This is a genomic window from Brenneria rubrifaciens, from assembly GCF_005484945.1.
GTDB classification, from domain to species: Bacteria; Pseudomonadota; Gammaproteobacteria; order Enterobacterales; family Enterobacteriaceae; genus Brenneria; species Brenneria rubrifaciens.
Map to the genome: position 1 here is coordinate 550840 of NZ_CP034035.1, position 14541 is coordinate 565380.

The window sequence follows — 14541 nt, forward strand, 5'->3', positions numbered from 1 at the left end:
CCGCTAGAATGGCGGGTTTACACTATTCCGTTGTCAACGACTTAACGTAAGAATATAAAAATCATGTTTGAAATTAATCCGGTAAAAAACCGTATTCAGGATCTGTCTGAGCGTACAGCCGTCCTTAGGGGGTATCTTTGACTATGATGCCAGGAAAGAACGCCTCGAAGAAGTAAACGCCGAACTGGAACAGCCGGACGTCTGGAATGAGCCGGAAAGGGCGCAGGCGCTGGGTAAAGAGCGTTCCTCGCTGGAAGCCATCGTCGATACCATCGACCAACTGACTCAGGGGCTGGAAGATGTCACGGGTTTGCTGGAGCTGGCGGTAGAAGAAGATGACGAGGATACCTTCAACGAAACCAGCGCAGAGCTGGACACACTGGAAAACAAATTAGGCCAGCTTGAATTCCGCCGTATGTTCTCTGGCGAATACGATAGCGCGGATTGCTACCTGGATATCCAGGCCGGTTCCGGCGGCACGGAGGCCCAGGACTGGGCCAGCATGCTGCTGCGCATGTACCTGCGCTGGGCTGAGGACAAAGGCTTCAAGACCGAAATTATCGAAGAGTCCGATGGCGAAGTGGCGGGCATCAAATCCGCCACCATCAAGATTATCGGCGACTACGCGTTTGGCTGGCTGCGCACCGAAACCGGCGTGCATCGTCTGGTGCGTAAAAGCCCGTTTGATTCCGGCGGTCGTCGCCATACCTCGTTCAGTTCCGCTTTCGTTTATCCCGAAGTGGATGACGACATCGATATCGAAATCAACCCCGCCGACCTGCGTATTGACGTTTACCGTGCCTCGGGCGCGGGCGGTCAGCACGTTAACCGCACGGAATCCGCGGTGCGTATTACCCACATTCCGACCAACATCGTGACGCAGTGTCAGAATGACCGCTCCCAGCATAAAAACAAAGATCAGGCGATGAAACAGCTGAAAGCCAAGCTGTATGAGTTTGAGATGCAAAAGAAAAATGCTGAGAAACAGGCGATGGAAGACAACAAGTCGGACATCGGCTGGGGAAGCCAGATCCGCTCCTATGTGTTGGATGATTCGCGCATCAAGGATTTACGCACCGGGGTGGAGACACGTAATACCCAGGCAGTGTTGGATGGCGATCTGGATAAATTTATTGAAGCAAGTTTAAAAGCGGGGTTATAAGGAATTCACATGGCAGAATCACACTCACAGGGTACCGATCAGGCGCAGGATCTCAATAACGAATTGAAAGCGCGTCGTGAAAAGCTGGCGGCGCTGCGTGAAAGCGGCATTGCGTTTCCGAATGACTTCCGCCGTAACAGCACTGCCGATCTGCTGCACGCCGCCTATGACGGCAAAGAAAATGAAGAACTGGAAGCGCTGAATATCGACGTGACGGTTGCCGGTCGTATGATGACCCGCCGTATCATGGGTAAAGCCTCGTTCGTCACGCTACAGGATGTGGGCGGGCGTATTCAACTGTACGTCTCCCGCGACGATCTGGCGGAAGGTGTTTATAACGAACAGTTCAAAAAATGGGATCTGGGCGATATCCTTGGCGCGCGCGGCAAGCTGTTCAAAACCAAGACGGGCGAACTGTCTGTTCACTGCACTGAACTGCGATTGCTGACCAAAGCCCTGCGTCCGCTGCCGGACAAATTCCACGGCCTGGCCGATCAGGAAACCCGCTACCGCCAGCGTTATCTGGATCTGATTGCCAACGACGAATCTCGCCATACGTTCCGTATTCGCTCTAAAGTGATGGCGGCGATCCGCCGCTTTATGGTCGAAAACGGTTTTATGGAAGTGGAAACGCCGATGATGCAGGTGATCCCCGGCGGCGCGGCGGCGCGTCCGTTTGTCACCCACCACAATGCGCTGGACATCGATATGTACCTGCGTATTGCGCCGGAACTATATCTGAAGCGTCTGGTGGTGGGCGGTTTTGAGCGGGTGTTTGAAATTAACCGTAACTTCCGTAACGAAGGGGTTTCCCCCCGCCACAACCCGGAATTCACCATGATGGAACTTTATATGGCGTATGCCGATTATAAAGATCTGATCGTGTTGACGGAAAATCTGTTCCGCACGCTGACGCAGGAGGTGCTGGGCACCACGACGGTTGAGTATGGCGACCAGACTTTCGATTTTGGTAAGCCGTTTGAAAAGCTGACCATGCGTGAAGCCATCTGCAAATATCGCCCGGAAACCAACGTCGCCGATCTGGATGATCTGGCTAAAGCCACGGCGATTGCCGAGTCTTTGGGCATCAAGATCGAGAAAAGCTGGGGGTTGGGCCGTATCGTGACCGAGATTTTTGAAGAAACGGCGGAAAGCAACCTGATTCAGCCGACCTTCATTACCGAATACCCGGCGGAAGTGTCGCCGCTGGCGCGTCGTAACGATAACAACCCGGAAATTACCGATCGCTTTGAATTCTTTATCGGCGGACGTGAAATCGGCAACGGCTTCTCCGAGTTGAACGATGCGGAAGACCAGGCGGAACGTTTTGCCCAGCAGGTGAGCGCAAAAGACGCCGGTGATGATGAAGCGATGTTCTACGATGAAGACTACGTAACCGCGCTGGAACACGGTTTGCCGCCAACCGCCGGTCTGGGTATTGGTATCGACCGTATGATTATGCTGTTTACCAACAGCCATACCATTCGCGATGTCATTCTGTTCCCGGCGATGCGGCCACAGAAATAATACTCTCACCTTATTGAGCGTAGTTATAAGCCGGTGCCGCCCGCACCGGTTCAGACTTCGTGGTGATGTGTGATCGGTTAAAACAACATCACTTTGTCGGGTTTTCTGCTTGCCCGGCAACGGGATAGCGCTATAATGCCAAGCGCTTATCCATGCGAGTGTAGTTCAATGGCAGAACGAGAGCTTCCCAAGCTCTATACGAGGGTTCGATTCCCTTCACTCGCTCCAATTACCCCTCTCAACGTTTACCCAAGTCCATTAAAACCAGTAACCACAAGGCGTCGCGCTATTTTTCAGTCGTTCAGGGAAAACCCGCATCTATCTAAATCTACACCTCAGTGTGAATAGTTATGTGTATAGGACATGATGACATCCGAAATCCTATACACATTCGCCCTCAATACAGGTAGGAAACTATACACATGCTGCTTACAGACCTTGAGATCCGCCGTGCCAAGCCAGAGGACAAGCCTCACACCGAAAACGATGGTAATGGCCTTTCACTACTGATTGAACCTAACGGATCGAAGGGATGGCGCTATCGCTACCGTTTCGATGGTAAAGCAAAACTGTTGTCGCTTGGCACCTACCCAACGATTTCTTTAGCTGAAGCAAGACAGAAACGCGATGAAGGCAAAAAACTGGTAGCTGCTGGCAATCAACCCCAGCGAAGTGCGTAAAGAGGTGAAACTTGCTAAAGAAGGTCGTCTTAGCAATACCTTTGAGGTGATTGCCAGAGAATGGTATCAAAAACGAGTAGATGGCCAGTGAGTCGACGTTTTATCGGGTGCTCCGGCGACACGGTCAGGTACATCATCGAGGCCGCAGTCGGGCACCACTGAAAGTGAATAAACCGACCAGTTATCAGGCTCTCGAGGCACGCCAGGTGTGGACGTGGGACGTCACCTGGTTAGCCTCACGGGTTCGTGATCGCTATTTTTATCTGTATTTAATAGAAGATATTTTTAGCCGAAAAATCGTCGGTTATGAGGTTCATGAAGAGGAAAACGGCGAGCAGGCCGCCGCGCTCCTGCACCGCACGGTATTACGTGAAGGGTGCTACCGACATCCGTTAGTGCTTCATGCCGACAATGGTGCTCCAATGAAATCCCAGACGTTGAAAGCGAAACTGGAAGAACTGAAGATCACCGGCTCGCACAGTCGCCCACGAGTCAGCAACGATAATCCCTATGTGGAGTCGCTGTTCAGGACGCTAAAATATGTTCCGGCGTGGCCGTCATCAGGCTTCCTGGATCTGGATGAAGCGCGGCGTTGGGTCGAGGAGTTCAGGCGGTGGTATAACGAAGAGCACCGGCATAGCGCTATCGGTTATGTGACCCCGGGCCAACGGCATAGAGGGGAAGATATAAGCCTGCTGGCAAAACGAAAAGCCTTGTATGAGACGGCTCAAAAAGCCCGACCGGAACGGTGGTCAACCTCATGCCGTCAATGGCAGCGGGTCGAGGTGGTGATGTTGAATCCAGAGAAGCCAGAAACTGGGCTGAAAACGGCAGCATAAAAACGAATAAGGGTGTCAACTTCGTTGACAGCTACCGCGTTTCCGATCCATCTTTTTCTTCAAAAACAATAAATTACACAATTTACATTACAGTCTTGATGCGACAGGCAATAAACGTTTCCTGATGGCCCCCTAATAAATGTTATCGCAGGCTAAAGCCGTATTTATTATCCCGCGTTTTATCGTTAATGAAAGATCGTTAATTTCTCTTTTGTAGTGTGTCTTTTTTTGGTTTTTCGCGTGATGATTAATTTTTTCTTTTGAATGTTCTCAATGTGTTTATTGAACGAATAAACCGCTACTAGAAGTAATAATAATCCTAAGATTAATGTTTTCATTTGGGATATAGAGGGATTTTATCGAGCGCATAGGTTGTGTAAATGTGCCCTTGCATACCGTCTACTCCGCAGTTTTTCAGTAGAAAATACTCGGATTGGTTTTGTACGCCTTCAACAATGACGCCCTGACAGTATTTTTTAATGTTTGATACTAAAGCTGGCAGCAGATGACCTTTTCTATTTCTTAGCATTTCCCAGTAAAATTCTTTATCTAATTTCACATAATTAAACAGAGACTGGCTAACGGCATAAATATTTGCATTTCCGCTGCCAAAGTCATCCAGCCACAGTGGGTAGCGGTTATAAAGTTTTGAAAGCAGTGGGTTACGCTTCCCATCATTTAAATTAGGAAATCTTTCGTTTATTTCGAAACGGATAAAAGATAAGTCATCCAGTAAATGTTCGATATGGTGATTCTGCAATAAAAATACCGCCATAGAATAATCGATATTAATCGCAAGCAGTAAATTGTTATCGATAAAATATGACCTTTTCTTAGCAACACATTCCAGTTGATCGATAAGCAGCCGCTGTTTTTCAGAAGGATTCATATTTCGGATATGTTCTTCTGTACTTATGCCTCCATCAAACCGTGTCAATAGCTCCATGGCAAACATAGTGTTCTGACAGTTATAGATAGGCTCCATAACATAGTGTCTGCTGGCCTCTGAGATTGGTTTAACAATCATCATGCATCTCAATTGAGAAATATTTCCTGCATTATTGATCGACCTGTAAAATAGATCAATATTTTTATATCAATAAATAAAAATGGTATATCTACCGATCGATCTGGCTGATTTAATAGACAAAACCATTTGGGAAATCATCATGAAATTACATATCACTTATTTAATAGATGAAAATGAATAATTTAAAGTTAATTATGGTTAAAATTTATTGATGATATCTGTTTCACAAAATAATCATAGCGCTATACCAATAGCCTTTCCGACTGTCGGGAAGCGGGAGATGATTGCAAAGTGCGCCTATTGGCGCAAGCAAGGTTAGGCATTTCCGAAATAGTGCTGATAGCGCATATTGACGTTGATGGCCCGGTTGAACAGATATTAGATTATCGATGATAATTAATTTTGAATATGTCACCGCCTTTCTGTTGAGAAATATATCTAAATTATAAGAAAATTATAAAGAATAAATATTTATTATGACGTGGGATAAATTAATTTTGTTAATGTTTTAGGCGAAAAGTTTATCTTTAAATTCTGTTTAAGTATGAATTCGATTTCGGTTTAACGGTTTCATTCTCCCTTACTTTACTTAGTTCTCTACTACAAGCATTGTTTTATTTATCATAGTGCGGTATTAACCATTTTTTCTATGTGGATACCGGGCATGTTCTGTAGTCGTATTGTTGCTGAACGAGATGATGGGGCACTTAATCTGAAAGTGAAAGGGGGGGCTATGTCAGTTTCTGCAAGAAATCAATTAACTGGTATTGTTTCCAGCGTTACTGATGGGGCGGTTAATAATGAAGTTGTTTTAAAACTGGACGGCGGAGAGCAACTGACAACCGTCATTACCAGGGCAAGCAGTGATTCTCTGGGATTGGTTCCAGGTAAATCGGTGGTTGCGTTAGTCAAAGCGCCCTGGGTTATTTTGGCATCGGTAGACTGCGGGCTGAATTTTTCAGCGCGTAATCAGTTTGTGGGTAGGGTGAAAAGCATTGTTAAAGGCGCGGTAAATTCCACTGTGCATGTTAAGACTGGCAATGGTTTATTGCTGACCTCTAGCATTACTAATGAGAGTCTTGATGAGATGGCGATTGTTGATGGGAGCGAAGTGATGGCCTTGATTAAAGCCTCCAGCGTGATTCTGGCTACGCAAAAATAATATCGCTATCGTTGTGTATTATGATGAAAAATCGTGTCGTTCCCCAACGGCTATCGGGGAACGACACATTGCAGCAAGTCAGCCGTCCCTGAATAATCATCCCGTTATTCTTTGGCGTAAGCATCCTGGTTTTTTTCCAGAATGGAAATGGCGGTCAACATCCCTTCTCTGTCGGATTTTTTTTTCATTTCGCCTAATTTCACATACATAAAATCAAGCAACGTGCGGGCATTCACCGGTCTGCCTTGTTCACAAACTCGCACGACAGCAAGGCCGATAATGGCTTCGACGCGTGACCGTTGTGCCGGATACCAGGTTAAATTATGAATATTCATTGTCTTTCTCCGGTCTTTTCTGATGAAACATCATAGCATCTTTCAGATGTAATAATGGGAATTGATGGCGCTGATTTCAGAAAATAAAAAACGAGCGAAAATGAAATAAAGTGATATTTATCATCACAGTGGAAGAGGACGTTCTCTTTTGTATTCGTCCGATAAAATACGCAGAAACCGCAAATGTCATCGCTGTTTTTTTGGCTATCCTCATTTCTTTGAAATAAAGGCTTGCTATAGGAAATCATTCATGCGTTAATAGCTCCATCGGCCTGAAATACAGACCTATTTATGAAAGACATTGTAATTAAGCAGTTCCTAGTTCAAGCGATGCACCCAGTCTCTTATCCGACGAATTTCCTTCTTATAAGCGCCCATAAGTAATCACTGTAACAGACCCGTTCCGCCCTATAGTGGCTATCTAAATATATAAAGGAAATTCTCTATGTCTAATAAAATGACTGGATTGGTAAAATGGTTTGACGCTGGTAAAGGTTTTGGTTTCATCACCCCGACTGACGGCAGCAAAGATGTTTTCGTTCACTTCTCTGCCATTTTAGGCCTGGGTAACGATTACAAAAGCCTGGACGAAGGCCAGAAAGTTGAATTCAACGTTGAAAGCGGTCAGAAAGGCCCATCAGCGGTGAACGTTTCCGTAATCTAATCCTCTTTTGATGATGAGTGCTGAGCCGGCCTTGTTGCTTTTGCCAGCGATCGTCACAGAAGATAACTGATTATGTGTTAAGCCCCTCAGAGATTCTGAGGGGCTTAATTATTTGCATGTTTATCACTCTTTCCTCCTGTGAATTCGGGTATGGATGTGCGACTCTTCAGCCCTTCAGACTGGTCGGTTCGAGTACTATCCATGATCCCCTCATAATGATCCGCAGCTTCATCCTGGTGTTAACCCTGCAATTGCGCCGATCAAAGTTAATTACATATACCTTTGCAACGATAATGATTAGAGAGTGTCACATAGACGTAGCGCGATAGGAGCGGAGCGATTCTTTTTGCGGTACTTACGTTGACCATTTAAAGATGAGCCTCATGAAGATTAAACAACGATTTACCCGGTCATTATTTCACCCGCGCTTTTGGCTTACCTGGCTCGGTTTTGGCTTTTTGTTCCTGCTGGTACAACTGCCTTACCCGCTATTGATGAAAGTCGGCCGTAGTACGGGACGCTTATCACGCTTTGTTCTGAAACGACGCGCGTCCATCGCACGGCGCAACCTTGAACTCTGTTTTCCCACGATTTCTGTTGAAGAGCGTGAAGCGATGATTGTCAGCAATTTCGCCTCGTTGGGAATGGCGCTGGTTGAAACCGGCATGGCCTGGTTTTGGCCTGATCGCCGCGTGCGCCGATGGTTTGATGTATCGGGGTTGGAAAACTTACAGCAGGCCTGTGCCAAAGATCGTGGCGTCATGGTTATCGGTATTCACTTCATGTCGCTGGAGCTGGGCGGCAGGGTGATGGGGCTGTGTCAGCCGATGATGGCGATGTATCGCCCACACAACAATAAAGTGATGGAGAGGGTTCAGACCTGGGGACGTTCCCGCTCCAACAAAGCGATGATCGACCGCAAGGATCTGCGCGGCATGGTGCACGCGCTGCGACGCGGCGAAGCGGTCTGGTTTGCTCCCGATCAGGATTACGGTCCTAAAGGCAGCGTGTTCGCGCCGTTCTTTGCAGTCAAGAAAGCGGCGACGACCAGCGGGACGTTTACAATAGCTCGTCTGGCAAACCCCGCCATGATCACCACGGTATTGATACGTAACCCCGATGCCTCTGGCTATCGACTGGTAATACAACCGGAACTTCAGGGTTACCCCTATCACGATGAGCAGGAAGCCGCGTGTTATATGAATAAGGTCATCGAACGTGAAATCATGCGTGCGCCGGAACAATATCTCTGGCTGCACCGTCGTTTTAAAACCCGCCCGTCAGGGGATGGTTCGCTCTACGCCTGAGCATGATTTCAAGCTGGTCCGCCCCCCTTTACACTCTCAGTCAGGCAGATAAGGTGTGCAGAAACAGTGCGGACAACCTTAATCTTTGCGCAGTAATAATTCGCGCATTGTGGTGCGTTCGGGCGCCGCGACTCTCTCACGGCGCGCCAGATAGCGATAGCAACCCGCGCCAAGAAAAGCGCCGATAAACCAGCTGAAGTTCGCTACGGCGTTCCATCCGGGAGTAAAGCTGATGAACAGGCCGATGGCGACGGATGGCAACAGCGCCATCACCGCGTTTGGATTGAAGCCGCCGCGATACCAGTAACGTCCTTTTGACGTGGCGTCGAATAAATCATTCACATGAATTTTTCCTCCTTTTATCAGATAGAAATCCGCCATCAGAATACCGAACAACGGGCCGATAAAAGCGCCCAGCACATCAAGCGTATAGTGAATCAGCTCCGGTGATTGAAACAAATTCCACGGTGTCAGCAGCACGGAGCCGACGGCGGCGATCATCCCGCCGGTGCGAAAGCTGATACGCTGTGGTGAGCAGTTGGAGAAATCAAACGCCGGAGACACAAAGTTCGCGACGATATTGATCCCGATAGTAGCGACAATCATGGTCAGCAAGCCCAGGGCGACCGCAACGCTGTTACCTACGCGGCTGACGGTTTCAATCGGGTCGGTAATCATTTGACCAAACAGCGACTGCGTGCCGGAAACGATCACCACGGTAACGATTGAGAACAGCAGGAAGTTAAACGGCAGCCCCCAGCGATTGCCACGGCGAACTTCCTGCATACTTTTGCCATAGCGCGCGAAATCGCCAAAGTTGAGCAATGGACCGGAGAAATAGGAAACCACCAACGCCGTTGCGGTGATCATCTGCCACGTCTGCTCACCGGGAGTCAGCGTTTTGCTGCCGAGGGTAAACGAAATATTTTCCAGTCCGGTTTTGTAAACGATCCAACCGGCCAGCGCCAGCATCACGACATAGACCGCCGGTCCGGCGATATCAATAAAGCGTTTAATGGCGCTCATGCCATGCCAGAACACCATGGCTTGCAAGAGCCACATCACGCTAAAACAGATCCACCCCAACGCGGAGAGGCCGAGCCAATGACTTTGTGTCAGCGGTACGAGCGAGGGATAGAACTTTAGCAGCACCAGCATCAGCGCGTTGGCAGCAAGATAGGTCTGAATGCCATACCAGGCGAAGGCGATCAGGCCACGGATAACCGCCGGGATGTTGGCGCCGAAGACGCCGAAAGCCTGACGACAAACCACCGCATAAGGCACGCCGCTGATCTGGCTGGGTTTCGCCACCAGATTGGCGCACAGTTGTACGATACAGATTCCCGCCAACAGGCATAACAGCACCTGCCAGCTCGCCAGCCCTAGTGTGAAGAAGCTTGCGGCGACGACATAGCCCCCCATACTGTGGACATCAGACATCCAGAACGAAAAAATGTTGTACCAGGACCAGGTTTGGACGCGGGTAGGAGCCAGATCTTCATTACATAACCGGGGGCTGTAATGCGCCTGTGCCTCATTATCTACCGTACTATTTTCTGGCATGGAATCTGCTCCTTTTGATGACCGTCGAAAATAAATGATGCTGATGTATGCAAAAGGTGTTGCATGAACCAGGCCAGAATTTATTTCTTGTATACAATTTATATTTTTCATGTATACGATTTGATAATGATATGACGATGAGAAAAAAAAACGATGAACTATACCTATGGACTTGATCAAGCCGCATTTATTGAACAAAAAGATGAAGTTATTTATCACGCTCTGTTAAATGCGATGGTTGAACATCAGTTATTGCCGGGAACAAAATTGCCGGAGGAGGCGCTGGCAGAGGTATTTGACGTCAGCCGCACCGGGATCAGAAAAGTGCTGCAACGTCTTGCCACGGTGCAAATGATCACCTTAACGCCCAAACGTGGTGCGCATGTCGCCACGCCATCGGTGGAAGAAGCGCAGGATATCTTCCAAACGCGCAGCATACTGGAGTGCGCAAACTTGACGCAGGTGGCCGAGCGCTGCCAGCCTCCTCATCTGGCGGCGCTGGGCAAACTGATACAGTTGGAACAGCAGGCCCATCGCGATCAAAACGGCCCGGAGGCGATCCGTCTGTCCGCCGCCTTTCATATTCAGTTACAGGCTATCTCCGGTAATGCGGTGCTGACGGCAATGGTGTCGCAGCTCACCCTGCGCTCTTCGCTGGTCATTGCCGCCTATGGCGCGCCGTGGCAGCAGGGATGCCGCTGTTACGATCATCACGATCTTCTCACTTTACTGCGAGAGAAAAAGGTCGAGGCCCTGTCGAGCCATATGCGGCGCCACTTTGCCGATATTGTCTCTAGTCTGCGTTTTGATCGGGATGAAGAGGCCGAGCCTGATTTCGCTCGTCTGTTTGGGCACCTAAAGGAGCGTAAAGCATGAGTGCGTGCGTCATTCAGGTCATCAACCCGAATACCAGCCTCGCCATGACCGAGAGGATCGGCGACGCCGCCCGTCGCGTTGCGGCGCCGGGGACGGAAATTATCGCCGTCAGCCCATCGCAAGGCGTGCCATCGATCGAGGGGCATTTTGATGAGGCGATTGCGGCGATTGGCGTACTGGAGCAGGTGAAGCAGGGGAAAGCGCGGGGCGTTCAGGGGCATGTGATCGCCTGTTTTGGCGATCCGGGCCTGCTGGCGGCCCGTGAACTGGCCAGTGCGCCGGTGGTGGGGATCGCAGAAGCCGCCATGCATATGGCGACGCTGGTGGCGACGCGTTTTTCGATTGTCACTACGCTCCCGCGCACGCTGATTATTGCCCGCCATCTACTCCAACGTTATGGTTTTGAGCATCACTGCGCCGGGCTGCATGCGATCGATCTGCCGGTACTGGCGTTGGAGGAGGGGGCAGGTACGGCACGACACAAAGTGCGGGATTTTTGTATACAATCCAGTCGTGGGTGCGATACCGGCGCTATCGTACTGGGCTGTGGCGGCATGGCCGATCTAGCGTGGGAACTTACGCAAGAATTGGGTATGCCGGTGATTGATGGCGTCAGCGCCGCCGTCAAACTGATCGAATCTTTGGTGTCGCTGGGACTTACGACCAGTAAACGCGGCGATCTGGATTATCCTCTCGCCAAGCCGCTGAGCGGTATGTTCAGCCCACTACGTTAGGCGACGTCACAATGTACGGTTCAGTCGCCGTCATTGCGCCGTGATAAGGAGCGAGTGATGAAAAAACAATCGGGAATGGATAGCGGCTATCCACGTGATTTGCTGGGGTATGCCGGTAAGCCGCCGCATGCCAACTGGCCGGGGCAGGCGCGGATCGCGGTACAGTTCGTGCTGAACTATGAAGAGGGCGCGGAAAATCATGTTCTGCATGGCGATGCCGGTTCAGAGCAATTTCTTTCCGATATCATCGGGGCAGCCAGCTATCCCGATCGCCACATGTCGATGGATTCGCTCTACGAGTACGGTTCGCGGGCAGGCTTCTGGCGAATCCATCAGGAATTTCAACGTCGTGAATTACCGTTGACGGTGTTTGGCGTCGCGATGGCGTTGGCGCGTAATCCCGCCGTTGTGGAAGCCATGATGTCCGCGAATTACGATGTGGTCAGCCACGGCTGGCGTTGGATTCACTATCAGAATATGGCTATCGAAACCGAACGGCAGCATATGCAACGTGCGGTGGACACGTTGACGGAACTGTTCGGTAAACCGCCGCTAGGTTGGTACACCGGCCGCGACAGCCCCAATACCCGCCAATTGGTGGTGGAGCAGGGGGGATTTTTGTATGACAGTGACTATTACGGGGACGACTTGCCTTTCTGGATGCCGGTAATACTCGCCAATGGGGAGAGCCGACCGCATCTCATCATTCCCTATTCGTTGGAAACCAACGACATGCGTTTTGCCTCACCGCAGGGGTTCAACAGTGGCGATCAGTTTTTTACCTACCTGAAAGACAGTTTCGATGTGTTGTATGCCGAAGGGGAAACGTCGCCGAAAATGTTATCAATCGGCATGCACTGCCGTTTACTTGGACGGCCTGGGCGTTTTCGGGCGTTGCAACGTTTTCTCGATTATATTCAGCAGCATGATCGGGTATGGATTTGTCGTCGCCAGGATATTGCGGAACACTGGTGTCGGCAGCATCCTTATCAAGACCCTGCTCTGGTTCAGTCACCGCGCGGAAGAGACAAGCCGCCCTGCCCGTATCGCCATGATGAAGGCGACAGAAGTAAATAGTTCTTATTAGCTGTTGAAATAATCGCGGGTGAAGCAGGATAATCGTTGGCTTCAACTGACCCGGCGACATTTTGTGGTTTGGCATTCGGCGAGCGAGCCGTTTGCACGTCCGACCGCAGGGTTTCACGGCGCATCAGCCGCGCTGAGGCAGCGTGAACCGTCACGATTTACCTTATGACCTATCAGGGGATACCACCATGTCAAATACCACACGTCTGGCTGATAGTGCGGCGCGTCCGCATGGCGCGCTTGACGCATTTTTTAAAATCACGCAGCGGGGAAGTAGCGTGCGGCAGGAAGTGCTGGCTGGGTTGACCACGTTTCTGGCGATGGTTTACTCGGTTATCGTCGTGCCGGGCATGCTGGGGAAAGCGGGCTTCCCGCCGACCGCGGTATTTGTCGCAACCTGTCTGGTTGCCGGTTTGGGCTCATTACTGATGGGCTTGTGGGCCAATCTGCCGATGGCCATCGGTTGCGCCATCTCCCTGACCGCGTTTACCGCCTTCAGCTTGGTGCTGGGCCAGCAGATTAGCGTACCGGTCGCGTTGGGGGCGATTTTCCTGATGGGGGTGTTGTTTACCATCATCTCCGCCACCGGGGTCCGTACCTGGATTTTACGTAATCTTCCGCTTGGGGTAGCGCACGGTACGGGTATTGGTATCGGCCTGTTTTTGTTGATTATCGCCGCCAACGGCATTGGTCTGGTGGTAAAAAATCCCATCGATGGTCTGCCCGTCGCGCTGGGGGATTTTACCTCGTTTCCGGTCACGATGGCGTTGTTGGGGCTGGCAGCGACTATCGGCTTGGAAAAACGTCACGTCCCCGGCGGTATCTTGCTGGTTATTATTGTGATTTCCATTTTGGGGCTGATTTTCGATCCCAATGTGAAATATCAGGGGTTTTTTGCATTGCCGAGTCTGACTGGCGCGGACGGCACGTCTCTGATCTTCAGTCTGGATATCATGGGCGCGTTGCAGCCGCTGGTCTTGCCAAGCGTACTGGCGTTGGTCATGACGGCGGTGTTTGATGCGACCGGCACAATCCGTGCGGTGGCGGGTCAGGCAAATCTGCTGGATAAAGACGGACAGATCATCAACGGCGGCAAAGCGCTGACGTCTGACTCCGTCAGCAGCATTTTCTCCAGCCTGGTGGGAACGTCGCCCGCCGCAGTTTATATTGAATCGGCTGCGGGTACGGCCGCCGGCGGCAAAACCGGCCTGACCGCTACCGTGGTCGGCGTGCTGTTCCTGTTGATCCTGTTCCTGTCCCCGCTGTCTTATCTGGTGCCGGGCTACGCGACGGCGCCAGCGCTAATGTATGTTGGCCTGCTGATGCTGAGCAACGTGTCCAAACTGAATTTTGATGACTTTGTTGACGCGATGTCCGGCCTGGTGTGCGCAGTGTTTATCGTACTGACCTGTAACATCGTGACCGGTATTATGCTGGGTTTTGGTTCACTGGTGCTTGGCCGTCTCTTCTCCGGCGAATGGCGCAAACTGAACGTCGGGACGGTGCTTATTGCCATCGCGCTGGCGGTGTTCTACGTCGGTGGTTGGGCGCTGTAACCTGACGGGCCTTCGGGTAT

At 50.5% G+C, this 14541-nt stretch carries 11 protein-coding genes, 1 tRNA gene and 3 pseudogenes; 12 read left to right on the forward strand and 3 right to left on the reverse strand.

Annotated features, from left to right (window positions below; genetic code table 11):
* Nucleotides 1–63 precede the first annotated feature (63 nt).
* From prfB to EH207_RS02690, 5 genes and pseudogenes are all read left to right on the forward strand, one after another.
* Nucleotides 64–1162, forward strand: a protein-coding gene (gene prfB / locus EH207_RS02670) for a peptide chain release factor 2 (RefSeq protein WP_137712615.1) whose coding sequence is annotated in 2 segments (ribosomal slippage) — nt 64–138 and nt 140–1162 — 1098 coding nt in all. Because the reading frame shifts where the segments join, the coding sequence is not laid out codon by codon here.
* Between the two features lie 9 nt (nt 1163–1171).
* Complete coding sequence (gene lysS / locus EH207_RS02675; protein ID WP_137712616.1) at nt 1172–2689, forward strand: lysine--tRNA ligase; 1518 nt, start codon at nt 1172–1174, stop codon at nt 2687–2689.
* 154 nt (nt 2690–2843) lie between these two features.
* Nucleotides 2844–2917 (forward strand) — tRNA-Gly (locus EH207_RS02680).
* Between the two features lie 194 nt (nt 2918–3111).
* A pseudogene (locus tag EH207_RS02685) lies at nt 3112–3451 on the forward strand (Arm DNA-binding domain-containing protein); the annotation flags it as partial.
* Nucleotides 3450–4208, forward strand: a pseudogene (locus tag EH207_RS02690) (transposase); the annotation flags it as partial. The pseudogenes EH207_RS02685 and EH207_RS02690, both read left to right, overlap by 2 nt.
* Nucleotides 4209–4542: 334 nt before the next feature.
* Here the strand turns inward: EH207_RS02690 and EH207_RS02695 are convergent.
* Nucleotides 4543–5238: an EAL domain-containing protein gene (locus tag EH207_RS02695; RefSeq protein ID WP_137712618.1), complete on the reverse strand. Its 696-nt coding sequence runs from the start codon at nt 5236–5238 to the stop codon at nt 4543–4545.
* 733 nt (nt 5239–5971) lie between these two features.
* Here EH207_RS02695 and EH207_RS02700 point away from each other — a divergent pair.
* Nucleotides 5972–6400, forward strand: a complete 429-nt coding sequence (locus EH207_RS02700; RefSeq protein ID WP_137715237.1) for a TOBE domain-containing protein — start codon at nt 5972–5974, stop codon at nt 6398–6400.
* A gap of 104 nt (nt 6401–6504) precedes the next feature.
* Here the strand turns inward: EH207_RS02700 and EH207_RS02705 are convergent, their stop codons facing one another.
* On the reverse strand, nt 6505–6735 hold the full coding sequence (locus EH207_RS02705; RefSeq protein WP_137712619.1) for a hypothetical protein: 231 nt from the start codon (nt 6733–6735) through the stop codon (nt 6505–6507).
* 445 nt (nt 6736–7180) lie between these two features.
* On the opposite strand from EH207_RS02705, the gene EH207_RS02710 reads away from it, so the two are divergent.
* Both EH207_RS02710 and lpxP read left to right on the forward strand, forming a co-directional pair.
* On the forward strand, nt 7181–7399 hold the full coding sequence (locus EH207_RS02710) for a cold shock domain-containing protein (RefSeq protein WP_137712620.1): 219 nt from the start codon (nt 7181–7183) through the stop codon (nt 7397–7399).
* 383 nt (nt 7400–7782) lie between these two features.
* A complete protein-coding gene (lpxP, locus tag EH207_RS02715) occupies nt 7783–8706 on the forward strand; it encodes a kdo(2)-lipid IV(A) palmitoleoyltransferase (RefSeq protein WP_137712621.1) in 924 nt (307 codons plus the stop codon).
* 78 nt (nt 8707–8784) lie between these two features.
* Here lpxP and EH207_RS02720 read toward each other — a convergent pair whose 3' ends face one another.
* Nucleotides 8785–10269 carry an NCS1 family nucleobase:cation symporter-1 gene (locus EH207_RS02720; RefSeq protein WP_137712622.1) on the reverse strand — a complete coding sequence of 495 codons (1485 nt, stop codon included), beginning with the start codon at nt 10267–10269 and terminating at the stop codon, nt 8785–8787.
* 153 nt (nt 10270–10422) lie between these two features.
* On the opposite strand from EH207_RS02720, the gene EH207_RS02725 reads away from it, so the two are divergent.
* From EH207_RS02725 to EH207_RS02740, 4 genes and pseudogenes are all read left to right on the forward strand, one after another.
* Complete coding sequence (locus tag EH207_RS02725) at nt 10423–11145, forward strand: GntR family transcriptional regulator (RefSeq protein WP_137712623.1); 723 nt, start codon at nt 10423–10425, stop codon at nt 11143–11145.
* On the forward strand, nt 11142–11879 hold the full coding sequence (locus EH207_RS02730) for an aspartate/glutamate racemase family protein (RefSeq protein WP_137712624.1): 738 nt from the start codon (nt 11142–11144) through the stop codon (nt 11877–11879). Before EH207_RS02725 ends, EH207_RS02730 begins: the two co-directional genes overlap by 4 nt.
* Nucleotides 11880–11936: 57 nt before the next feature.
* A pseudogene (puuE, locus tag EH207_RS02735) lies at nt 11937–12872 on the forward strand (allantoinase PuuE); the annotation flags it as partial.
* Between the two features lie 281 nt (nt 12873–13153).
* A complete protein-coding gene (locus EH207_RS02740) occupies nt 13154–14521 on the forward strand; it encodes an NCS2 family permease (protein WP_137712626.1) in 1368 nt (455 codons plus the stop codon).
* Nucleotides 14522–14541 lie beyond the last annotated feature (20 nt).

Coding starts and splice junctions, on each gene's coding strand:
- lysS (WP_137712616.1), top strand. CDS start 1,172: ATGGCAGAATCACACTCACAGGGTACCGATCAGGCGCAGGATCTCAAT.
- EH207_RS02695 (WP_137712618.1), bottom strand. CDS start 5,238: ATGATGATTGTTAAACCAATCTCAGAGGCCAGCAGACACTATGTTATG.
- EH207_RS02700 (WP_137715237.1), top strand. CDS start 5,972: ATGTCAGTTTCTGCAAGAAATCAATTAACTGGTATTGTTTCCAGCGTT.
- EH207_RS02705 (WP_137712619.1), bottom strand. CDS start 6,735: ATGAATATTCATAATTTAACCTGGTATCCGGCACAACGGTCACGCGTC.
- EH207_RS02710 (WP_137712620.1), top strand. CDS start 7,181: ATGTCTAATAAAATGACTGGATTGGTAAAATGGTTTGACGCTGGTAAA.
- lpxP (WP_137712621.1), top strand. CDS start 7,783: ATGAAGATTAAACAACGATTTACCCGGTCATTATTTCACCCGCGCTTT.
- EH207_RS02720 (WP_137712622.1), bottom strand. CDS start 10,269: ATGCCAGAAAATAGTACGGTAGATAATGAGGCACAGGCGCATTACAGC.
- EH207_RS02725 (WP_137712623.1), top strand. CDS start 10,423: ATGAACTATACCTATGGACTTGATCAAGCCGCATTTATTGAACAAAAA.
- EH207_RS02730 (WP_137712624.1), top strand. CDS start 11,142: ATGAGTGCGTGCGTCATTCAGGTCATCAACCCGAATACCAGCCTCGCC.
- EH207_RS02740 (WP_137712626.1), top strand. CDS start 13,154: ATGTCAAATACCACACGTCTGGCTGATAGTGCGGCGCGTCCGCATGGC.